Raw genomic sequence first — 22,672 nt, 5'->3', positions numbered from 1 at the left:
TAAAGTATTTATCTGTCAATACGATTAGATATCTTCTACATCAAAATCAACAACAGGATTTACATCAGCATCGTAGTCAATACCATCAATGCCAAAGCCAAATAGCTTTAAGAACTCATCTTTGTATTGTTGGTAATCAGCAACATCGTACAAGTTGTCATTGGTTACTTTTGACCATAGATCACGACAATGCTGTTGAATATCTTCGCGCAATTCCCAGTCATCTAAACGTAAACGGTTTTCAGCATCAACCTCAGCTGCTGTACCATCTTCTTTGTATAGACGTTGGCTAAACATACGTAAAATCTGCTCCATGCAGCCTTCATGTACGCCTTCTTCACGCATCTTCTTAAATACCATCGCAATATACAATGGCATCACAGGAATAGCAGAACTTGCTTGTGTCACAACACTCTTTAGCACTGCAACATTAGCAGAACCACCTGTCGCACTTAGCTTAGTGTTTAGCTCTTTTGCTGCGCGATCTAGATCCATTTTGGCTTGACCTAACGCGCCATGCCAGTAAATAGGCCATGTTAGCTCAGTACCAATGTAGCTATAAGCTACGGTCTTACAACCATCAGCTAATACACCTGCGTCTGCTAACGCATTAATCCATAGCTCCCAGTCTTCGCCACCCATAACGGTAACAGTGTCTGCAACTTCTTGTTCTGTTGCAGGCTCAATGCTGGTTTCGATCAATACGTTTTTATTGGTATCCACAGCTGTTGTTGTATACGTTTCACCCATTGGCTTTAGGCATGAACGAATAACTTCACCTGTCTGTGGCAATTTACGCACTGGTGATGCTAATGAGTAAATAACCATATCAATCTGACCAAGATCTTGCTTAATCAAATCAATTGTTTTTTGTTTGGCTTCGTTAGAGAAAGCGTCACCATTTAGGCTTTTTGAATATAGACCTTCTGCTTTAGCAAACTTGTCAAATGCTGCTGAGTTATACCAACCTGCAGTACCTGGCTTTTTCTCTGTACCTGGCTTTTCAAAGAAAACACCAATTGTCGCTGCGCCACCACCGAATGCAGCTGCAATGCGTGATGACAAACCGTAACCACTAGACGAACCAACCACTAATACACGCTTTGGTGCATTAGCAATAGGACCTTGTGCTTTGGTGTGAGCAATTTGCTGCTTTACGTTATCTTCACAACCAACTGGGTGCGTTGTTGTACAAATAAATCCACGAGTTTTAGGTTTGATGATCATTTTCAACTTCCCTTACATAATTGTGAATAGGATAAAAGGTTAATGACAGATACGCATTAAATTTATGCCATAAATGAACAAAAATCACAGTGGTTGGAGGTGTTACGCCAATTTTTGGTCAAAAAAAGTGCCACGTATTTACGTGGCACACGGGAGATTCCAGGTTTATATTTCACTGGCTAAGTAACCCTAAGCTGCCTTCCCTGGTTGCAAGCTTACTTGTTTAAAATGGTCAGCACAAAAATGATCCACTTGAATCGCTCTTTGTCTTAGCGTGTCGGCATTTTCTATTTTTTTACGCTCATCTTCTGTGATCACTCCCGCATCCACCGCTAACTGTAACTTTTCAATTAATGAAGCTTTGCGTGGGATCTCACCATTACGTGTCGCTTGCATTAACTTACGTTCTAAAGGTTTGATCTCATCCAAAACAATAAATGCGCGTTCCATTATTGCAATGGGATCATCGTCTTTAGTTCCGACGTAACACAAATGCGTTAATCGGTCTCGATGAGCACTTGGAGTCATCAGTAACGCTGCAATACTGATACTTATATCATCGGTTGGTGCTGAATAATGAATCCCTACAGGAAAAGTAAGTAAACGTAATGCTCGGCCAACACCTCTGCGTGGAAAATTACTAAATACACCGTCAAACGCGATACCACATTGATGCAAGCAATGCTGTAATGAATAATGAACCATAGGTAAATCTTGCTGCTGACGACCATCGTCCTCAAACCGTTTTAATACTGCTGACGCTAAATATAAATGGCTTAATACATCACCTAAGCGTGCAGATAACAATTCTCGACGTTTTAATTCTCCACCTAAACTTAACATTGATACATCAGCACACACTGCAAGTGCTTTTGACATTCGCGATAAATGACGATAGTAAGTGCTGGTTTCACCACTGACAGGAGTACGATTAAAATAGCTACCACTGACGGCATTTAACAATGATTTAGCCATATTTCCGGCAGCAAAACTAATATGTTTCATTAATAAGCCATCAAAGTCTTTTGCAGCTTGCTGTTCATCAGGATTAGCAGCAGCAGCCATTTCATCGAGTACATAAGGATGACACCGAGTCGCACCTTGACCAAAAATCATTAAATTGCGGGTCAGAATATTAGCGCCCTCAACCGTTATAGCGACAGGAATACCAAAATAGTGATGACCTAAATAATTCATAGGTCCAAGCTGAATACCACGGCCAGCATGAACATCCATTGCATCATTAAGAACGGTTCGTGACATCTCTGTCATATGATATTTAGCAATCGCAGTCACAATAGCGGGGGTTTGACCTGAATCTAATCCGGTCGTGGTCAATGTTCTTGCTGCTTCTAGCATATAAGTAAAACCACCAATCCGGCCTAATGCTTGTGCAACACCTTCAAAATTACCGATTGGCATTCCAAATTGCTTACGTACAACCGCATAAGCACCGGTTGTTTTAGCCGCTAAATGACCAATAGCGGTTCCTAATGCAGGTAATGAAATCCCTCGCCCTGCAGATAAGCATTCCACCAGCATTCGCCAACCTTTACCAGCATAATCCTGACCACCAATGATCCAATCTAACGGAATAAAAACATCATTCCCGCGCGTAGGACCATTCATAAATGCCATATTTAGTGGATCATGACGCTCGCCGATTTCCACCCCAGCATGGCTCGTTGGAATCAAGGCACAGGTAATACCTAGATCAATTTTATCACCAAGTAATCGCTGTGGATCTTTCATTTTAAACGCTAACCCAAGCACTGTTGCCACAGGAGCTAGGGTTATATAACGCTTATTCCAAGTTAACGTTAACCCTAACACCTGTTGGCCTTGATATTCGCCATAACACACAATACCTTCATCAGGGATCGCGCCTGCATCCGATCCTGCATTAGGCCCAGTTAATGCAAAGCATGGAATATCAACACCATCTGCTAATCGAGGTAACCAGTACTCTTTTTGCTGTTGTGTACCATAATGGGTCAGTAATTCCCCTGGACCTAACGAATTAGGAACCATCACACAGACAGCCGCACTTAAACTTCGCGTTGCTATTTGCGCCACAATAGTAGAATTAGCATGTGCTGAAAAATCAAGCCCGCCATATTGTTTACCAATAATGAGTGCAAAGAATTTTTCACGGCGTAGGTATTGCCAGACTTCAGCTGGTAAATCTTTTTGTTGTTGAACGATTTGATAATCATTGAGCATTGATAATAATGTTTGCAGCTTAGTATCTATGAAATGTTGCTCTTCATCGCTCAGAATTGGTTTGGGATAATTAAGTAACGTTTGCCACTGTGGTTCACCACTAAATAACTCACCATCCCACCATACACTGCCGGCTTCCATGGCTTGTTTCTCTGTGTTTGATAGTGGTGGCAATACTTTCTTGAATAATTTAAAAGCAGGATCACTCAAATAACGTTTACGCATGCTTGATAACGAGCTCATAATACATATCCTTTTGTGATTCAATGACAAGTAATAGTGATGAATTAGGAAATTGGGTTTACCAGTAATTCCTCATTAAGCGCTATCGGGGCGGTAACACCAGCAGCAAGATAAGGAACTAAACGATTAATTAAATCTTCGGTCTTAATTCGGCTTGAAAAGTCATTCGCTGCGATGGCAAATAATGCGGTACTTGAGACCACCGTAAACACCGATGCCCCAAGGGTAAAATGTAGTCGCCAGAATAATGTCTCAGGATCTAAACAAGGGTACGCACGCCGAATCGCACTCACAAATAGTTGAATAACATCATCATAATGGGTCGTTATAAACCAGCGTAAATGCCCTTGAACGTCGGTATAACCATGGCCGATCAATGACATAAATATTGTAGTGCCATTATGTTTAAAACTATTTAATCGAAGTAATGGCTGCTTAGTGCACAGAAACACATCATTCATATCAAATTCATCACGCTGATGCAGTGCCAGTAACTCTTGTTTAAATGCAGGAATGAACTGCTCGAGATAGCGCCCTAATACTGCTCGAATAAGCCCTTTTTTATCGCCATAGTGATAATTAACAGAAGCAAGGTTGGCATCAGCTGCAGTGGTAATAGCACGTAAAGAGGTTTCTTTAAAACCACGCTCGGCAAACAGCACCTCAGCAGCATCCAGAATGCGATGTTTAGTCGTTTTTGGCAGTGACATATTATTCATCCAATTTAAACGCTTGTTTAAATATTACACAACCACAGCAACATTAACAATTGCGCTACATCACGAATTGTTATTTAAAATATCGAATTAAAATAAAAACCAATAAAATCAGCATCAAAGAGTAACTTTATTCGATATCTGTAATAAAATGGAACCAATGATATAAAAGCGTGTCTTACAAATACCACTGCTTTTTTTAGAAGTTTTTACTTCACCGCCCACCAGCAAACATTTGTTGGTGGGTTTCCTTTATTTACAACGGCATTAATCAATAGAAGATAATAATTTCAAATAATCGCATTTTTTTTGAACTTTCTTCGTAATAGCAACTCTTACTTATGTATTCAATTTGATAAATCGTTTTTTGCTCAACAGTAATCGCTTTTTATTGAATGTTTAATTCACTACTGCTTTAAATCCTAATTGTATTTTTTTTGGATAATTTCCTTCCCGCTGATATTTTCAGCGGGATTTTTTTTTGCCTAAAACTACAGCAAAAAAATAATCTAAAATAAATATCTTTTTTTTCAATTTAACTGAACTTTGTTATTAATAGGTAGTCTGACTATATAAGAATTGAAATTATAGGTAAGTCTTTTTGTTTTTCTGGCCGTCAAACAGACCTGTAATTTAAATTGCTACTACTGCTTTAACTCCTTATTGTATTTTTTATTTGCGCTGAAATGTTTATTTCAGCGCTTTTTTTTGGCTATTTTTTACTGCTGCAGTTATATCTCTGGCGTACCCTGTAATAAATCATCATATTTCATCGTCACACCAAGATAACTAAGTGTCTGATTTGAATTTATTTTTTTACCATTCTCCCCTTCGTTATCTTGATTAAAATTAGGAAATGGCAGCTGAGCTTTTAGTGCCATTGCCGTATAATATTGTTCTCGACTAGGATGAGAGCTTGCAGCAAGATGCATGACAGGCATCGACACTGTCTGCTGAATAATCGCTGAAAGAACTTGAATGCAATCATCTAAATGAACCAAATTCACCAGCTGCTTGCCAGCACTCAGTTGACGCCCTGATAAAAATTTTACTGGATGTCGCGATGGGCCAAACAAACCCGATAGCCGTAACACAGTTAAATTATGCTGCCATTGTTGGCGTAACTGCTGCTCTAATTGATAATGTAATATTCCTGAGGCGGTATTTGGCCTAACAGGCGTTACTTCAACAACTTCACCTTGTAACGGATCGTACACTGAAGTGGTACTGATAAAAATAATTCGCTTACATCCTGCTCGCTGGGCTGCGACTGATAATGACATGATATTATCAATATGCGCTTGTGGGTTAAGATGCTTACGCCCAGGTGGAATCGCAATTATTAAAACATCAGTTGCTAGAAATTGATTAATTGCGGTACTAACATCTCCGCTAAGTGGCAATGTTAATAAGCACCCACCTATTCCCTGCTGTTTTAACGCCTCAACACCCGCTAAGGTTGTTTTTGATCCCCAAACCTCAATCGCTTGAGATTTTAATGATAACGCTAACGGCAATCCAAGCCATCCACAGCCACAAATACTCACTTTCATTGACACTCCTTATTTACCAACAACCAATTACATTTATAATTTTTCACTAAATTATAAAACGAACCACGCCATCATTTATTTTACAGTTCGAAATAAATCACTATTTATAGAGTAAATACTGATAGTTAGAAAAATAAAATAATAAATTCCAACATATTTGTTTTATAAGTTTCAATTCTGAAAATAAAAAGTCGATCTTGATCAAAATCTCATAAAAACCCCCTGAAAAATACCGTCAATCACTAGAATATGTTAAGAGTTAAGTAGTATAGTTTCAATATATGGGCAACTTGATGACAAGAATGCTACAAATGAAATTTAATAACGAAGTGCATAATTACTATGAATACCATAGAAAAAATACAAAATAACTTAGAACACTTCAGTAAATCTGAACGAAAAGTAGCAGAAGTTATTATTGCCTCACCACAAACAGCGATTCACTCAAGTATCGCCACATTAGCCAAAATGGCAGATGTCAGTGAGCCTACTGTTAACCGTTTTTGTCGTCGCCTTGATACTAAAGGGTTTCCTGACTTTAAATTACATTTAGCGCAAAGTTTGGCAAACGGTACCCCTTATGTAAATCGTAACGTTGAAGAAAATGACGGCCCTGATGCTTACACCGCAAAAATATTTGAATCCACCATGGCTTGCTTAGATGTTGCTAAAAATAGCCTTGATCCGATGCAAATTAATCGTGCCGTTGATTTACTTACCCAAGCCAAAAAGATCTCGTTCTTTGGTTTAGGCGCTTCAGCATCTGTTGCTCATGACGCACAAAATAAGTTCTTCCGTTTTAATATCCCTATTGTTTGTTTTGACGATATTGTGATGCAACGTATGAGTGTGATCAATTGCTCCGATGGTGATGTTGTTGTCGTCATTTCACATACTGGACGCACTAAAAGTTTGGTTGAGATTGCGCAAATGGCGCGCGAGAATGGTGCAACAGTAATTGGAATTACAGCCAAACATTCACCACTCGAACGAGAATGCTCGTTATCAATTTGTCTTGATGTACCTGAAGACACGGATATTTATATGCCAATGGCAAGCCGTGTTGTGCAAATGACAGTCATTGATGTATTAGCAACTGGGTTTACCTTACGCCGAGGCTCCAGTTTTCGTGATAATTTAAAACGTGTTAAAGATTCACTCAAAGACTCCCGTTTTTCTAAAGAACGTTTTTCTTTATAACTACCGACATTAAGCGAGGTTTCGGCTTCGCTGATATAGCAGATGTACTCAAATTTATCTTCTTTGCTGTTTATCATACTTACCAAGTAGCCATCGCTATTAAAGGTTTATTAAACCGATATCAAATATTATGCATTGATTGATATCGATTCGATTAATAAGCCTATTTACCTTTATGGAGCTTACAATGTCAGAACGACTAAGACGTACCAAAATTGTTACCACCCTTGGCCCAGCAACAGATCGCGATAATAATCTAGAAAAAATCATTGCAGCTGGTGCTAATGTTGTGCGTATGAATTTTTCACATGGTAGCGCTGAAGATCATATTCTTAGAACACAACAAGTTCGTGAAATCGCGGCACGCTTAGGTAAACATGTCGCTATTTTAGGTGATCTTCAAGGGCCTAAAATTCGCGTATCAACCTTTAAAGACGGTAAAATTCAACTTAACATTGGCGATAAGTTCACTCTTGATAGTGATTTACCTAAAGGTGAAGGTCATCAAGATGCTGTTGGACTTGATTATAAAGAATTACCTAATGATGTTATTAGCGGTGATGTGTTGTTACTTGATGATGGCCGTGTACAACTTCAAGTAACCGAAGTTGCTGGTAACAAAGTGCATACCGTTGTTACTGTTGCTGGTCCTTTATCAAATAATAAAGGCATTAATAAAAAAGGGGGCGGACTATCCGCGGCGGCATTAACCGACAAAGATAAAGCAGACATCATTACTGCTGCTGCCATGGGAGTAGATTATCTTGCGGTCTCTTTTCCTCGCAATGGTGAAGACATGCACTATGCACGCCGACTGGCAACGGAAGCAGGACTTACGGCAAAATTAGTCGCTAAAGTAGAACGCGCAGAAACAGTGGCAACCACGGAAGCCATGGACGATATCATTCTGGCTTCCGACGTGGTGATGGTTGCTCGTGGTGACTTAGGGGTTGAAATTGGTGATCCTGAATTAGTTGGAGTACAGAAAAAACTGATTCGCCGTGCACGCAGCTTAGATCGAACTGTGATCACTGCCACTCAAATGATGGAATCGATGATCACAAGCCCGATGCCAACACGTGCTGAAGTAATGGATGTGGCTAATGCGGTTTTAGATGGTACCGATGCGGTAATGTTATCCGCAGAAACCGCCGCGGGTGATTTCCCCGTTGAAACCGTCACTATCATGGCCAGTGTTTGTCTAGGTGCAGAAAAAGAACCAAGTATCAATGTCTCTAACCATCGCTTAGATCGTAAATTTTCAACACCTGAAGAAACCATTGCCATGGCAACCATGTATGCTGCTAACCATATGGTGGGCATTAAAGCGATAGTGGTAATGACAGAATCGGGCCGTACACCTCGTCTGATGTCGCGCATTTCATCGGGCTTGCCTATTTTTGCACTTTCACGTAATAAAACTACGCTTAATCGTGCTGCTTTATTCCGTGGAGTCACACCGGTATTTTTTGACCGTGATAGTGATGCAGGATTGGATGCGGCAAAGCATGCTCTTGCTGTCCTAAAAGACGCAGGTTATGTACAGGCAGGAGATCTCACCATTATTACTCAAGGTGATAAAATGGATACTATTGGCTCAACTAACAATATGCGTATTTTAACCGTTGATTAGAATATCATAACGGTAGCAATAGTAAGCTAACATAACAGCTGAGAGCACTTATATAACAAAAGTTAACTCTCAGCTTTTTTATACCTAAAAGTCTATTTAACTTATTGGTAATGACCAGTTGGGATTAATCAATGACGCTAACACGTGATCTTGCCATTGACCATTTATCAATAAATAATCTTTCGCCAGACCTTCTTTCTCAAACCCTACAGCTGTTAATACACTGCCACTCTTACTATTATGAGGCATATAGGCCGCTATAATACGGTGAAAATGTTTATCAACAAACATCCATTCACATACTGCCGTTAACGCACGACGCATCACTGCTTGTCCTTGATATTCTTGATCTAAAGAATAGCCAACATGACAGGCATAAAATGGTGACTTGACTAAGTTACTAAAGTTTATTACTCCAATAATATCGTCAGTTGTACGGTGCTCTATAACAAAATAGAAAGCCATTTCATGGCGATGTAGCGTCGCTATTTGTTGCAGTCGTTGTTGCCAGCCAGCTAAACTAAAGAAAGCCTCATGTCGTAAGGGTTCCCAAGGGGCTAGAAAATGACGATTACGCTGATAATATGCGCTAATTTGTTCAGCATCTCGCGCTTCAATCAAGCGAACTTTTATATCATCAAGTACAATAGTTGATGAGCGATGTATAATTGAATGAAACAAGTATTACCTCGGCATGACAATGTTAATTGATATAACGCACATTTTGTGAGTTTACATGATAATGAAAGCAAGCCACATTCAATATTCGATATATTAGCATGCCGTTGTCTGTTAGTATTTATCAGTCAATGTTATTAATTATTACGCCTTTAGTGAGTTATTGATGTATTACGATTGTATTGAAACAGAACTGGGGAACATTATGCTGTTGGCCGATCATCAAGGTCTGCGACAGTTATCGATTACCAGTCCCAGCTATAGTCCGAATGAAATATGGCAACATAACCCAGAGTTTATGGCCCCTTTCATTAAACAACTCAAAGAATACCTCACCGGCTCTCGGCAAAAGTTCACCTTCCCTCTCGCTCCCCAAGGCACTATCTTTCAACAGCAAATCTGGCATGCCATTGCCGATGTTCCTTATGGTGAAACCGTCACTTATGAACAAATAGCTGAAAACCTTGGTAATACTAAAGCCACTCAAGCGATTGGTATGGCAAAGAATGTTAACCCTATTCCTATTATTATCCCTTGTCATCGCGTTTTAAATAGTCATAACTCATTATGTGGTTATCGCTATGGCGAAGACATTGTTGCATTACTATTAGCCTTAGAATCTGGCGACACAATCTTGCTTGAAGCCCATCAGGATATCTAATTCACATCGATAAGCTTAAGCGCTTATGATTAAAATAAAGAGATAGTGTTTTATCGCTATCTCTTTTATTTTTGACGATTAATTCCGCTTACTAAGACCATACTCGCGCAATTTATTTGCGACTGCAGTATGAGAGACCCCTAATCGTTTCGCTAATTTACGTGTTGATGGGTAACTCTGATATAAGTTAGATAGGATGCCTGACTCATAACGCTTCATAATCTCATCCAACGATCCAGTCAATGTCTCTTCACTGATAACAGTGCTTGACTCATTTTCAGGTAGCTGTACATCAGCACATGTCATCTCAGCACCCTCTACTTGCGTCATTGCACGAAATAATACATTACGTAATTGGCGAATATTTCCCGGCCAAGCATACTGCTTTAACGCTAAGGCTAACTCTTCAGATAACATTGGTTTAGGTTGATGTAACTCTTGTGCAAATTGCGCCAAAAATAATTCTGCTAATGGCACAATATCAGCAGCACGTTCACGTAAAGGCGGCACAACTAATGCGAGTACATTGAGTCGATAATAAAGATCTTCTCTAAATTCACCTTCAGCAACTAACTCCGGTAACTTTTTCTGAGTCGAACAAATGACACGTACAGAGACTTTTATTTCTGCCTCTTCACCCACACGACGGAAAGTGCCGTCTTGAAGAAAACGTAATAATTTAATCTGTAAGTGTTTTGACATCTCGCCAATTTCATACAAAAAAACTGTACCACCTGCAGCTTGTTCAAAAATACCTTTTTTAGCCGGTTCATTGGCACTCTCTACACAACCAAAAAGCTCGGTTTCTGCAGCATTATCTGGCATAGAAATACAGTTGACCACAAGAAAAGGTTTATCTCGATGTACCGAGCGCTGATGACAAGCGCGCGCTAACATTTCTTTACCTGTTCCTGTTTCACCTTGTATAAGTAATGGTGCATCTAATAATGCTAATTTCTTGGCTTGCGCTAATAAATGCTTAAAGCGTGATGAATGACCGATCAAATGTTCAAAGCCACTATCACCATTTATGGTGCGCGTAACAATCGGCATTTTAGCCTCAGACAGTGATTTCAATAAGATTAGCGCACTGGCAAGTACAGGTTCTGGCGCTTCATCACTGACATAGACCGGCATGATATCCATTTGATAATCAAGCCCTGCAATAACCACTATTTCACTATGCTTTTGAGCCTGATTTTTATCAAGCCAACGAGTAAAATTAAATCCAAGCAAAGTCTGAATATTTTCACTGAATAAATCTTCACTACGATGGCCGATTAATTGCTCTGCTGCTTGATTCGCAAAATCAACTTTGCCATTTAAATTAATAGTAAAGAAAGGATCGGGTAAGGTCTGCAATAGCGCAGATAATTCAGTATGCTCACGCTCACTGGGCATAAACTGAATTTTACGTACATCTGTCACGCCATCTAACTGCCGAATTTGTGACATAAGTTGACTAAACTGTTCAAATTCAACTTCAGGACAATTTAAATAAATAATGCCAATTCGATCAATTTCAATACCACGTAGATCGATCTCTTGGCTGGTTAAAATATCCAATAATTCGCGGGTCATCCCGACTCTATCTTCGCAAAAGACCTGTAATCTCATTGTTTACACCTTCTTATTATTCATCTTATGTGTATTTGATTAATTACAGCTATCTATTCATTCAACATCTATTAATACTAATAATAATCATAGTGTTAAGCTTTATTTTTGAGAGGCTCAATCCACATAACGAAAACCATATATAAATAAACACTGTCAACAATTCCTGACAGTTGTGTCAGTGTGCGACTAACCTTTTAATGAGTCAAGCCACGAGATCGCATCTGCACAGATTAAATACAAAAATCACGCTGTTAAATAAAAAAAAGAGAACCATAAGTTCTCTTTTTTGCTGCTTTTTATCACATCTATGCCGCTATTGGCTTTTATTTTTATTGCCTAATTGGCTTAATAAATCACGACGAATTTCACTTAATTTTGGCTGTTCTCCTTCCATCCATGGCAATGGACGCATGAGGTTAATCGCTTTAAGGCCTAAACGTCCGGTCAGTAACCCAACGCCAACACCTTGTGCCACACGGGTAGACATTCTTCCAGCAAGATCCATTGAAAGCATATCCATACCTAAATCAGCAACCACTTCAGACGCACCTGCAAATGCCATATTCGCAAGAACTAATTTTACTAATTTAATCCGCGACCAATAACTAAGCTCGATGCCATACACTGCTGAAATTTGCTCAATCAAACGAAAATTTCGCCATGCCACCAGCAACATGTCGGCAACAGCTAATGGACTCAAAGCAACCATTAATGCAGCTTCACTGGAATATTTCGCAACTAACTTACGTGCTAACTTATCTTGTTGACTTACCACCATTTGATCATAAAGTGCTAATACTTCTCGATCATTATGGGTTGCCGCTAACGCGTGTAGCCAGCGATCATAGCCATGATTATCGGTTGGAATTTGGCTTAGTTTTGCTAATTTCACACAAAATGCTTTCCCCGATCCAATCCCATCCGCAGCTAATAATTGCTGTGCTTGGTCGCGTTCATTTTGACGCTGTTTTAAGCGACGTAAATTAATCAACTCACGCCCAAGTGCACCAATTCCTGCCACCGCAATACCGGCAACAATCGCACTCCAGCCTAATGATAACCAATTACCCGTTTGATAAGCCGTTGTTACATGATCGACGGTCTGCCAACCAACCATCGCCGCACCTGCCACTAACAACCCTTTAAACCACCGATAACGACGTTTAGGTTTAGCAGCTAAAATATGATCTAGTGCTTGCTCTGTCTCAATTTCTTCGACTTCAACAGTATCAGGTAAAAACGCACTCTGCTGTTCAAAATTCATTTTTGCAGTCAGCTCTGGCTGTTGCTGACTTAATGGTTGATCTAACTCATCAAACACCATTTTTGCTTTTAATGGCTCTGTCATTGCAATTTATCTCCCAATAGATATTCCAACGCTTTATCCATTCGAATATGCGGTAAAGGCTCATCACTCTGCTGTGGTAAAGGCCGTAAATTAATAAAATCAAATCCATTTTCATTCCAGAACTCTTGATTTGGTAACCGCTTAGGTACCTCTCCTGGAAAAAAGGTTTGCGCATTACCCGATATGTCAGTACCGCGTAGGGCTGGAACCTGTTGACCTTGATGATTGACAAACCCAGGCTCACTGGCCTGAATAGAAGCCAAACTGATACAGTCCATAGCAATACCTTCAAACGATGCTGTTTGCCATGCTTCATTGACTAGTTGTTGTAGCAACCCGACCAAGTTTGGATGCTGTTCTGGGGTAATATGATCAGCTTTTGTTGCTGCAAACAATACCTTATCAATGCGTGGCGAAAACAGGCGCCGTAACATTGAACTGCGGCCATATTTAAAACTTTGCATCAATTGATCTAACGCTTGGCGCATATCATTAAATGATTCATAACCAGCATTTAACGGCTGCAAACAATCAACTAATACAATTTGACGATCAAACTTAGAGAAGTGATCATTGTAAAACGCCTTTACAACATGCTGCTGATAATACTTATAGCGTTGTTTAAGCATGCCAAAGTTACTGTCTTCGGTCGCTGTGGCTAATTGTTGCTCGGTATATTTATTGGTCCAGACCATTGGGAAAAATTGTAATACGGGTGCACCCGCTAATTCTCCTGGCAACACAAATCGTCCCGGTTGCACCCAATGTAAACCACCTTCCGCTTTACATTGGTGTAAATAATCCGTAAACGCGGCGGCAATAGTTTCAATTAAGGTCTCATCAGCAGGAGCAAAAGGATCAAATTGCTCCCCCAACTCAAGCCATGATTGCGCTAATGCTAACCGTTGACCCTTCAATACTTGTGCCTGTTGCTTTGACCAACTAATAAAATCAAGATCAAGCAAAGGTAAATCTAATAGCCACTCACCGGGATAATCAATAATATCAAGATACAAAGTCGCGGTATCTTGAAATAATTTAAGTGGCCCTTTTTGTGGTTTAAAACGCAATGCAAGTCGAGTTTGACTCACATCACTGGTTGGCTGAGGCCATGTTGGTGGCGATGATAACAATGCATTCATACCGTCATCGTAACCAAATTTAGGTACATGCATATCCAACTGAGGGACTCTTTTAGAGCCTAATAAATAGCCTTCCCGTACCGCTGAAAACATTGGTAAACGAGGGTTAGTACTTACATGTAACAATTGATTGATCAGTGACGTAATAAAGGCCGTTTTTCCTGCGCGAGATAAACCTGTTACCGCAAGACGCACATGGCGATCAAGGCTGCGGTTAACCCATTTATTCACTTCATTACTCATTCGATTCATTACGCTTCCCTATTCATCTATACGGTCTTATAACTGACCATAAAAAAGCAGGCCTGAATACATCAGTACCTGCTTCATATTGATATTATTTATAGACTTAATCTAGATAAATAACATCAAGCACTGTCGATTTGTGCTCTAAAGTTTATTAAATTCACGATCAACTTTAAAGGCAGATGAGGTTACATAAGCTTCCATTTTTTGAATACTGACTTCACTACGTGCGAGTTCTGTTTCAACATTATCCAAAATCTGTTTCGCTGATTGCCCCGTTTGCCATGGTTTTTGCTTTACATTATGTTCAGTATATTGATGTTGTTGTTCTTTTCGCTGTGGCGGCATTTTATCTAAAATTAACCAAGCAGCAATATAAGCAACCGTCGCAAAAAAACCGACGCCTAATAAAAAAGCAGTTACGGCTAAAATACGCATTAACCAGGTTTCAACACCAAAATATTCAGCTAAACCTGCACAAACACCCCCTAACTTACCGTTTTTAGGATCGCGATATAGTGTTTTACGCATTATTTCTGTCTCCATTGTGGCGCTTCAGCATCTAAAATTCGCTCCAGCGTAACAATCCGCTCTTGCATCACCTCTGCGCGTGCCACTAAAGTTTCTAACTTTTTATGATCTTCACCAGACAATCCCTCACCTGATTTACGCTTACTGCGGTAATGAAGAATTAACCACAATGGTGCGACAACAACCATAAACACCACTAATGGAACACTAATAAAACCCATAGACATTTGTTGTTCTCCTTTCACGCAGGGGTAATAGCACTATTATTATTTTTATGTAATTTAAAGGACAATTATTCCGTGATTACTGTTGTTTATCGTTCATATTTGCTTTTAAACGCTCAAGCTCTTTTTCAATATCATCTTGTGCTTGCAAATCTGCAAACTCTGACTCTAAGCTTTTTCCGCGACCAAAACTATAACTATCCGCTTCGGCTTCCATTTCATCAATGCGGCGCTCATATTGTTCAAACTTCGACATTGCTTCATCAACTTTACTAGTATCAAGTTGACGACGAACATCGCGACGTGTTCCTGCTGCCTTATGGCGTGTTACTAATGCTTGTTGGCGAGCACGTGTCTCTTGCAATTTACGCTCAAGTTCAGCCACTTCTAACGATAATTTCTCAATCGTTTCATCAACTAATTTATATTCTTCATTTAATGTTAACGCTACATCAACCAATTTTTGTTTTTCAATCAATGCTGCACGTGCCAGATCTTCACGACCTTTTTGAATCGCTAAACTGGCTTTCTGTTGCCAATCTGTCGACTGTGTTTCAATCGCGGTAATACGACGACGTAATTCTTTTTTATCCGCGAGTGCTCGTGCCGATGACGTACGCACTTCAACCAATGTATCTTCCATTTCTTGAATAATCAGACGGATCAGTTTTTGTGGATCTTCTGCCTTGTCTAATAATGAATTGACGTTAGCATTTACGATATCTGCAAAACGAGAAAAAATACCCATAATAAAGCTCCTTGGTCAACCGTCTTGAATCATGTCAATGAACGGTTTATATCATTAGACTAACGTTATGTTGTCATGTGAGGTGTCATTGTTTTATATACATATCAACTTGCGTGCCAACTTTTAACCTACTGTTTTATAATAACTAAATAAATAACAGTGGATATTAATAAATAATGATATAGTGAATATAACCAACTTTTAGTGGAATTGACCAATGAAAAAGACCGAAAATTTAATCGGTGAGTCAGATGCTTTTTTAGCAGTACTTGATCATGCCTCACGACTTGCCACGCTTAATCGTCCGGTGCTTATTTTAGGTGAGCGCGGTACAGGTAAAGAACTGATTGCACAACGTATTCATTATTTATCTGCGCGCTGGGATCAACCACTCATCAGCTTAAATTGTGCCGCATTAGCTGATGGTGTTATTGATTCAGAACTGTTTGGTCATGAAGCGGGCGCTTTTACTGGTGCTAAAGGCCGCCATCAAGGACGGTTTGAACGTGCTGAAAGTGGCACTCTCTTTTTAGATGAGCTGGCAACAGCACCAATGGGAGTGCAAGAAAAATTATTACGTGTGATTGAGTATGGTGAATATGAACGTGTTGGCGGTAATAAAAGTTGCCAAGCCAATGTACGATTGATCTGTGCCACCAATCAAAATCTGCCACAACTTGCTGCGAAAGGAAAATTTAGAGCCGACTTATTAGACCGACTGGCCTTTGAAGTGATCCATTTACCCCCATTAAGAGCACGAATTGATGATATTTTACCACTGGCTGAACACTACGCTGTACGCATGTGCCGTGAAATGAATTTCAGCTACTTTGCAGGTTTTAGTTACCAAGCTCAGCAGCAATTATTAAGTTATTCATGGCCTGGCAATATTCGTGAATTAAAGAATGTGGTTGAGCGCTCAGTTTTTCGTCATGATCAACAAGATGAAGTTATTGATACCATTGTGATAGATCCCTTCACAACCTCATGGGATAACGTTCCTCCCCAGCTCCCCTCTCAATCGACCCCAGTTAAATCATCACAACATCAGGAAGCTGATACACTGACATTTCCAATTGATCTCCGTCAACAACTACAACAGCAAGAAATTATTTGGATTCAACAAGCACTCACATTAGCGAAGTTTAACCAAACTAAAGCGGCTGAATTATTACGTCTTAGCTATCATCAATTAAGGGGCTTAATACGCAAATATAACATCAATATTAATGGTGATTAATCGACCAAAATAAGACAAAAAATCAACATAATTGATGCTTTTTGACTAATTTAATTCAAAACAGGCTGGATAACTTGGTGACCGAGATGGAAAATGATAAATTTAAAAACTTAATTTCAAATAACGCCTATTAAATATGAGCGCTTACTATCGTCTTTTTATTGCTAGCTTGGTTTTATTAACCCTCAGTGGTTGTAAACAACCTGCAAAAGATTCTGTGACTCAACGTCGCGGCTTTGTCTATTGCGGCCAAGATACACCGACAACGCTTAACCCCCAATTAACAGACGGTGGATTAACAGCAGAAACCCTTTCGGCACAAATTTTTGACCGTCTGCTATTACTCGATCCTGTTAGCCATAAACCATTACCTGATCTCGCTAAAAGCTGGACAGTCAGTGATGATGGCTTAGTGTATACCTTCACCCTACGCCAAGGTATAAAGTTTCAAACAACGGCATGGTTTACGCCAACACGCACCATGAATGCTGATGATGTTGTGTTTAGCTTTGAACGCGTCATTAACCCTGATAATCCTTTTCACCATATTTCAGGTGGCCGTTATCCATGGTTTGAAAGCCTCGGCTTTGCCAATGATATCGAAAGTATTAAAGCACTGAACCCACATACCGTACAATTTAGCCTACGCCGCCCAGATAACTCTTTCTTATCCAATTTAGCGACCAGCTATGCGGTGGTATATTCAGCTGAATATGGCAAACAACTGTTAAAATCAGGTCAAATTGGTCAATTAGATAGCCGCCCGATTGGTACTGGACCGTTTTATGTTGATCAGTTTATTCCAAATGATCTGATTCGATTAAAACATCATCGTGGCTATTGGCAAGGTGTAGCACCAATGGAACAAGTGGTGTTTGATATTTCTTCCCGTGGTATGGGCAATCTGACCAAATTATTAAGTGCAGAATGTGATGTATTAGCCTCACCTGTTGCGAGTCAGTTACCGGTTATCACTGACAATAATAACTATGAATTATTGGCTCAAAGTGGCATGAATGTGTCATTTTTAGCACTAAATACCAGCTTAGCTCCTTTAAACAATCTTAAAGTGCGCGAAGCTATTAGTTACGCCATTAATAGAAATACATTATTAAATTCAGTTTATTATGGCACGGCAACTAAAGCTAAAAGCTTATTACCGCCGACATCATGGGCTTATAATAATGACAGTAAGGCCATCAATTATAATCCTAAAAAAGCCAAAACATTACTTAAGCAAGCCGGTTATAACCCCGATCAAGTATTGACCATGTGGGTACCGTTAGAATCTCGACCTTATAATCCTAGCCCTCAAAAAACAGCCGAACTGATTCAAGCTAACCTCAAGGCAATAGGCGTTAATGTTGTTATTTATCATCAAGATAACATTGGTCGCCTAGGGGTAAACAACATGAATAAATACGACATGATGTTAGCGGGTTGGATTGCAGATAACGGTGATCCTGATAACTTTTTACGACCATTATTATCATGTAATGCCAAACATGCCGGGCTCAATGTTGCTAATTGGTGTGATGTTCAATTTGATAATCTACTCGAACTGGCATTACGTACCAATAAAACTCAGCAACGGGTTAATTATTACCAACATGCGCAGGATATTCTTGATCAGCAGGTGCCAATCATTCCTCTTGCCCATGGTGTATATTTTCAAGCACACAATAAAACACTCGGTGGACTACAAATGAGTCCTTTTGGCTCGCGTTCATTTTCTAGTGTCTATCGGACTGAGTAAAGTATGTTTATCTACACTATACGTCGCTTAAATTTGTTTGTTATTACATTACTCATTCTAACGATTGTGAGTTTTAGCATTTTAAGGCTTGATAACCAATTGCAATGGGCTTACGAACCTTTTTGGCAAGGTTGGCTGATTTACATCCAAAACTTACTCACAGGAAACTTAGGGATTAGTGCAACTGGTATACCGATGAGTACCGAAATACTCAAAGTTTTTCCAGCGACATTGGAACTGTGCTTTTTCGCTTTTATTCTGTCTTTAATGATTGGTATTCCTTTAGGGACAATTGCTGGTGTTCGCCGTGGACGCCCTATTGATACGGTAATAAGTTCGATTACATTATTGGGCTACTCTATTCCGTTATTTTGGCTAGCAATGTTACTTATCTTATTGTTTTCGCTTAATTTAGGTTGGCTTCCTGTTTCTGGACGCTATAGCTTATTGTATCAATTTAACCACGTAACAGGTTTTGCCTTAATTGATATTTTATTGTCTGATAAACCTTATCGAATGGAAGCTTTCTTTGATGCCGTTAAGCATCTTGTGCTACCGACGATCGTATTAGCGATGGCGCCTACTACTGAAGTTATTCGTTTAACGCGCGCATCAATTGCTGAAGTTATGACCAAAAACTATATTAAAGTCGCTCAGACAAAAGGCCTTTCAACCTTTGAAATTGTCCGCCGTCACGGTATGAAAAATGCGATTCCACCTATCATTCCTAAACTTGGAATGCAGTTTGCGTCAATGATGACATTTGCCATGCTAACCGAATCTATTTTCAATTGGCCGGGCATTGGTCGCTGGCTACTCAACGCGATTGCAGCTCAAAACTATGTCGCTATTCAAGCCGGTGTCATTACTGTCGGCGGCTTTATTTTATTAGCCAATATTTTATCTGATGTTGTTGGTGCAATTGTTAATCCACTAGTAAGGAAGGAATGGTATGCCATCAAATAGCGTTTACCAAGAAGCCACCATTCCAACGCAATGGGAACGATCATGGCAAAATTTCCGCGCAAATTCATTAGCCATGTTTGGTTTGTGGAGCTTATTAGCGCTATTGTTAATTACGATAAATGCGCGTTGGCTAGCCCCTTATTCAGCGATAGAACAAGTTGGCGAACTCCTTATGCCGCCATCATGGGATAACTCTGGCCATGTATCATTCTTTTTTGGCACTGACGATCTTGGCCGTGATATTTTATCGCGACTGTTGATCGGCAGCCAGTTAACCTTTGGCTACGCTCTATTAGTGGCCCTAGCATCAAGTGCAATTGGACTATTAATCGGTATTTTAGCCGGCATGAGTAACGGTCTAAAATCGAGCTTCCTTAACCATATTTTAGACACGGTGTTATCAATTCCGTCATTATTGCTAGCAATCATTGTTGTTGCATATATGGGACCTGGAGAAATACATATTTTACTCGCTATTTGGCTAGCATTAATTCCACGTTTTATTCGTGCTATATACACTGCTGTTCATGAAGAAGTGACTAAAGACTATATTATTGCAGCGCGTCTTGATGGCGCTAATAACTTTTATCTGCTCTATAACTCAATATTACCTAATATTCTAACCACCATTACCACTGAAATGACACGCGCGATCTCTGTGGCGATCATGGATATTGCAGCACTCGGTTTTCTGGGTTTAGGCGCACAAGCACCCTTACCAGAATGGGGGGCAATGCTCGGTGATTCAATTGATCTTATTTATCTCGCGCCATGGACAGTCACCCTGCCCGGACTTGCGATTACGTTTAGTGTGTTAGTTATCAACCTTGTTGGTGATGGTATGCGCCAAGCTCTTAATGCGGGAATTGATTAACATGCCATTACTTGATATACGTAATCTAACTATTGAAATCGATACCCCTCAGGGCATGGTAAAAGCCGTCGATCGAATGAGTCTCACCATTAATGAAAGTGAGATTCGAGGGCTAGTAGGAGAATCAGGCTCAGGTAAGAGTTTGGTTGCTAAAGCCATTGCAGGTGTGTGTAAAGATAACTGGCGCGTTAACGCTGACCGCATGCGTTTAGGGGATGTTGATTTATTAGCATTATCACCGCGCCAACGACGTAAAATTGTTAGCCGTGAAATTGCGATGATTTTCCAAGAGGCATCAACCTGCCTTGATCCCTCAGAGCGCATTGGTGAGCAATTAGAAGAAGCAATTCCATCATCATCATTTAATGGTCATCTTTGGCAGCGTTTTCATTGGCGTCAAAAACAAGCGATTGCTTTGTTACATAAGGTCGGTATTAAAGAGCATAAACGCGTCATGCGCAGTTATCCTTACGAATTAACTGATGGTGAGTGTCAAAAAGTAATGATTGCGATGGCAATCGCTAACCGACCTCGATTATTGATTGCTGATGAACCAACCAACGATCTTGACCCTATTACTCAGGCACAGATTTTTCGACTACTAAGTCGCATGAACCAACTGGGTAACACTACTATCTTATTGGTTAGTCACGATTTAAACACCGTGACTCAATGGGCCGATAGGATCACTGTCATGTATTGTGGACAATCGGTAGAGTCAGGCACCTCAAAGCAATTACTTGAGCTACCTCATCACCCTTACACGGCAGCATTAATGCGGGCAATGCCTGATTTTTCGATGGATGTCAGCCATAAATGTAAGCTCGAAACACTACCGGGTTCAATTCCACCACTGCAACATTTACCTATTGGCTGCCGTTTAGGTCCACGTTGTCCTTACGCACAACGGAAATGTGTTGAAGTACCTCAGCGCCAAAAAATAAAAAGTCATAAGTTTAGCTGTCACTTTCCGCTAAATATGAAGGATGACAACAAATGAGTTCATTACTTGAAGTTGAAAACCTAAAAAAAGATTACCATTATCGCTCGGGATTATTTCGTCGTCGTACGATTGAAGCGGTAAAACCTGTCTCTTTTCATCTTGAGGCCGGTGAAACCATTGCGCTTTTAGGAGAAAACGGTTCAGGAAAATCTACTTTAGCAAAAATGTTAGCAGGCGTGATCACGCCAACAGAAGGCATTGTGCGCGTCAATGGTGAGCTGCTGCATCACCATGATTATCAAACCCGCTGTAAGCTAATACGAATGATTTTCCAAGATCCTAATACCGCGTTAAATCCACGGATTCAAATTGGTCGTATTCTAGAAGGTCCGTTAAAGCGTAACACCAATATGACGCCGCAAGCTCGCGAAAAACGTATCATGGATACACTTAAGCGCGTAGGGTTATTACCTGAACATGCTTATTTTTATCCACAAATGCTGGCAACAGGCCAAAAGCAACGTGTATCTTTAGCGCGTGCACTGATTCTTCAACCATGTATTATCGTTGCAGATGAAGCGTTAAACGGACTTGATATGTCGATGCGCTCTCAGATGATAAACCTATTATTAGAGCTGCAAGAAGAAATGGGATTGTCTTATATCTATGTGTCACAACACATGGGAGTAATAAAGCATTTCAGTGACAAAGTGATGGTGATGCAAGACGGTGAAGTAGTAGAAAAAGGCCGCACAGCAAATGTGTTTGAAAACCCTAAGCACTCATTAACTCAAAAGCTGCTTGATAGTCACTTTAGCTCACCAACACGAGAAAAAAGTGGTCAAATACTTAACAGTACGCCGAAAATTAGCTATTAATCATAAAATAAACGCCAGCATT

At 40.0% G+C, this 22,672-nt stretch carries 20 protein-coding genes; 9 read left to right on the top strand and 11 right to left on the bottom strand.

What is annotated here, in order from left to right:
- Positions 1-24 precede the first annotated feature (24 nt).
- From fabV to G6R09_RS07885, 4 genes are all read right to left on the bottom strand, one after another.
- On the bottom strand, positions 25-1,227 hold the full coding sequence (fabV, locus tag G6R09_RS07900; RefSeq protein WP_065166238.1) for an enoyl-ACP reductase FabV: 1,203 nt from the start codon (positions 1,225-1,227) through the stop codon (positions 25-27).
- Positions 1,228-1,416: 189 nt separating this feature from the next.
- Positions 1,417-3,693 (bottom strand): acyl-CoA dehydrogenase, encoded by a 2,277-nt coding sequence (locus G6R09_RS07895; RefSeq protein ID WP_163921567.1) that lies wholly within the window; start codon positions 3,691-3,693, stop codon positions 1,417-1,419.
- A gap of 44 nt (positions 3,694-3,737) precedes the next feature.
- On the bottom strand, positions 3,738-4,403 hold the full coding sequence (locus G6R09_RS07890) for a TetR/AcrR family transcriptional regulator (RefSeq protein WP_163921564.1): 666 nt from the start codon (positions 4,401-4,403) through the stop codon (positions 3,738-3,740).
- Positions 4,404-5,140: 737 nt separating this feature from the next.
- On the bottom strand, positions 5,141-5,962 hold the full coding sequence (locus G6R09_RS07885) for an NAD-dependent epimerase/dehydratase family protein (RefSeq protein WP_163921561.1): 822 nt from the start codon (positions 5,960-5,962) through the stop codon (positions 5,141-5,143).
- 342 nt (positions 5,963-6,304) lie between these two features.
- Here G6R09_RS07885 and G6R09_RS07880 point away from each other — a divergent pair, with 342 nt between their 5' ends.
- Both G6R09_RS07880 and pyk read left to right on the top strand, forming a co-directional pair.
- A complete protein-coding gene (locus tag G6R09_RS07880; RefSeq protein ID WP_065166242.1) occupies positions 6,305-7,162 on the top strand; it encodes a MurR/RpiR family transcriptional regulator in 858 nt (285 codons plus the stop codon).
- A gap of 187 nt (positions 7,163-7,349) precedes the next feature.
- Positions 7,350-8,795, top strand: coding sequence for a pyruvate kinase (pyk, locus tag G6R09_RS07875; RefSeq protein WP_163921559.1), 1,446 nt, complete (start codon positions 7,350-7,352; stop codon positions 8,793-8,795).
- Between the two features lie 96 nt (positions 8,796-8,891).
- On the opposite strand, the gene rimJ is transcribed toward pyk, so the two are convergent.
- Complete coding sequence (rimJ, locus tag G6R09_RS07870) at positions 8,892-9,476, bottom strand: ribosomal protein S5-alanine N-acetyltransferase (protein WP_163921556.1); 585 nt, start codon at positions 9,474-9,476, stop codon at positions 8,892-8,894.
- A 163-nt stretch (positions 9,477-9,639) separates the two neighbouring features.
- Here rimJ and G6R09_RS07865 point away from each other — a divergent pair, with 163 nt between their 5' ends.
- Entirely contained in the window at positions 9,640-10,134 is a 495-nt protein-coding gene (locus tag G6R09_RS07865) for a methylated-DNA--[protein]-cysteine S-methyltransferase (RefSeq protein ID WP_163921554.1), read from the top strand.
- A gap of 78 nt (positions 10,135-10,212) precedes the next feature.
- On the opposite strand, the gene tyrR is transcribed toward G6R09_RS07865, so the two are convergent.
- The 6 genes from tyrR to pspA form a co-directional block, all read right to left on the bottom strand.
- Positions 10,213-11,751 (bottom strand): transcriptional regulator TyrR, encoded by a 1,539-nt coding sequence (gene tyrR, locus G6R09_RS07860; protein ID WP_087843872.1) that lies wholly within the window; start codon positions 11,749-11,751, stop codon positions 10,213-10,215.
- A 316-nt stretch (positions 11,752-12,067) separates the two neighbouring features.
- The gene (locus tag G6R09_RS07855; RefSeq protein WP_163921552.1) at positions 12,068-13,102 is read right to left on the bottom strand and encodes a YcjF family protein; all 1,035 of its coding nucleotides are present in this window, start codon (positions 13,100-13,102) and stop codon (positions 12,068-12,070) included.
- Positions 13,099-14,496: a YcjX family protein gene (locus tag G6R09_RS07850; protein ID WP_163921549.1), complete on the bottom strand. Its 1,398-nt coding sequence runs from the start codon at positions 14,494-14,496 to the stop codon at positions 13,099-13,101. The genes G6R09_RS07855 and G6R09_RS07850 overlap by 4 nt, the downstream gene beginning before the upstream one ends.
- A 138-nt stretch (positions 14,497-14,634) precedes the next feature.
- The gene (gene pspC / locus G6R09_RS07845) at positions 14,635-15,021 is read right to left on the bottom strand and encodes an envelope stress response membrane protein PspC (RefSeq protein WP_065166249.1); all 387 of its coding nucleotides are present in this window, start codon (positions 15,019-15,021) and stop codon (positions 14,635-14,637) included.
- Positions 15,021-15,248 carry an envelope stress response membrane protein PspB gene (pspB, locus tag G6R09_RS07840; RefSeq protein ID WP_036795289.1) on the bottom strand — a complete coding sequence of 76 codons (228 nt, stop codon included), beginning with the start codon at positions 15,246-15,248 and terminating at the stop codon, positions 15,021-15,023. Before pspB ends, pspC begins: the two co-directional genes overlap by 1 nt.
- Before the next feature lie 76 nt (positions 15,249-15,324).
- Positions 15,325-15,993, bottom strand: a complete 669-nt coding sequence (gene pspA, locus G6R09_RS07835) for a phage shock protein PspA (RefSeq protein ID WP_060996588.1) — start codon at positions 15,991-15,993, stop codon at positions 15,325-15,327.
- A gap of 217 nt (positions 15,994-16,210) precedes the next feature.
- On the opposite strand from pspA, the gene pspF reads away from it, so the two are divergent.
- From pspF to G6R09_RS07805, 6 genes are all read left to right on the top strand, one after another.
- Complete coding sequence (pspF, locus tag G6R09_RS07830; RefSeq protein WP_065166250.1) at positions 16,211-17,233, top strand: phage shock protein operon transcriptional activator; 1,023 nt, start codon at positions 16,211-16,213, stop codon at positions 17,231-17,233.
- Between the two features lie 136 nt (positions 17,234-17,369).
- A complete protein-coding gene (gene sapA / locus G6R09_RS07825) occupies positions 17,370-18,989 on the top strand; it encodes an ABC transporter substrate-binding protein SapA (protein ID WP_163921546.1) in 1,620 nt (539 codons plus the stop codon).
- A 3-nt stretch (positions 18,990-18,992) separates the two neighbouring features.
- Complete coding sequence (locus G6R09_RS07820; RefSeq protein ID WP_163921543.1) at positions 18,993-19,955, top strand: ABC transporter permease subunit; 963 nt, start codon at positions 18,993-18,995, stop codon at positions 19,953-19,955.
- Entirely contained in the window at positions 19,942-20,829 is an 888-nt protein-coding gene (sapC, locus tag G6R09_RS07815; protein ID WP_107204456.1) for a putrescine export ABC transporter permease SapC, read from the top strand. The genes G6R09_RS07820 and sapC overlap by 14 nt, the downstream gene beginning before the upstream one ends.
- A gap of 1 nt (position 20,830) precedes the next feature.
- Positions 20,831-21,829, top strand: coding sequence for an oligopeptide/dipeptide ABC transporter ATP-binding protein (locus tag G6R09_RS07810; protein ID WP_065166252.1), 999 nt, complete (start codon positions 20,831-20,833; stop codon positions 21,827-21,829).
- Positions 21,826-22,650 carry an ATP-binding cassette domain-containing protein gene (locus tag G6R09_RS07805; protein WP_065166253.1) on the top strand — a complete coding sequence of 275 codons (825 nt, stop codon included), beginning with the start codon at positions 21,826-21,828 and terminating at the stop codon, positions 22,648-22,650. Before G6R09_RS07810 ends, G6R09_RS07805 begins: the two co-directional genes overlap by 4 nt.
- Positions 22,651-22,672: the final 22 nt, after the last annotated feature.

Source organism: Photobacterium sp. Alg240-V54 (genome assembly GCF_900537155.1).
Classification (GTDB): domain Bacteria; phylum Pseudomonadota; class Gammaproteobacteria; order Enterobacterales; family Vibrionaceae; genus Photobacterium.
Note: the sequence above shows the minus strand (reverse complement) of the source record. Positions and strands in the feature narration are given on the sequence as shown.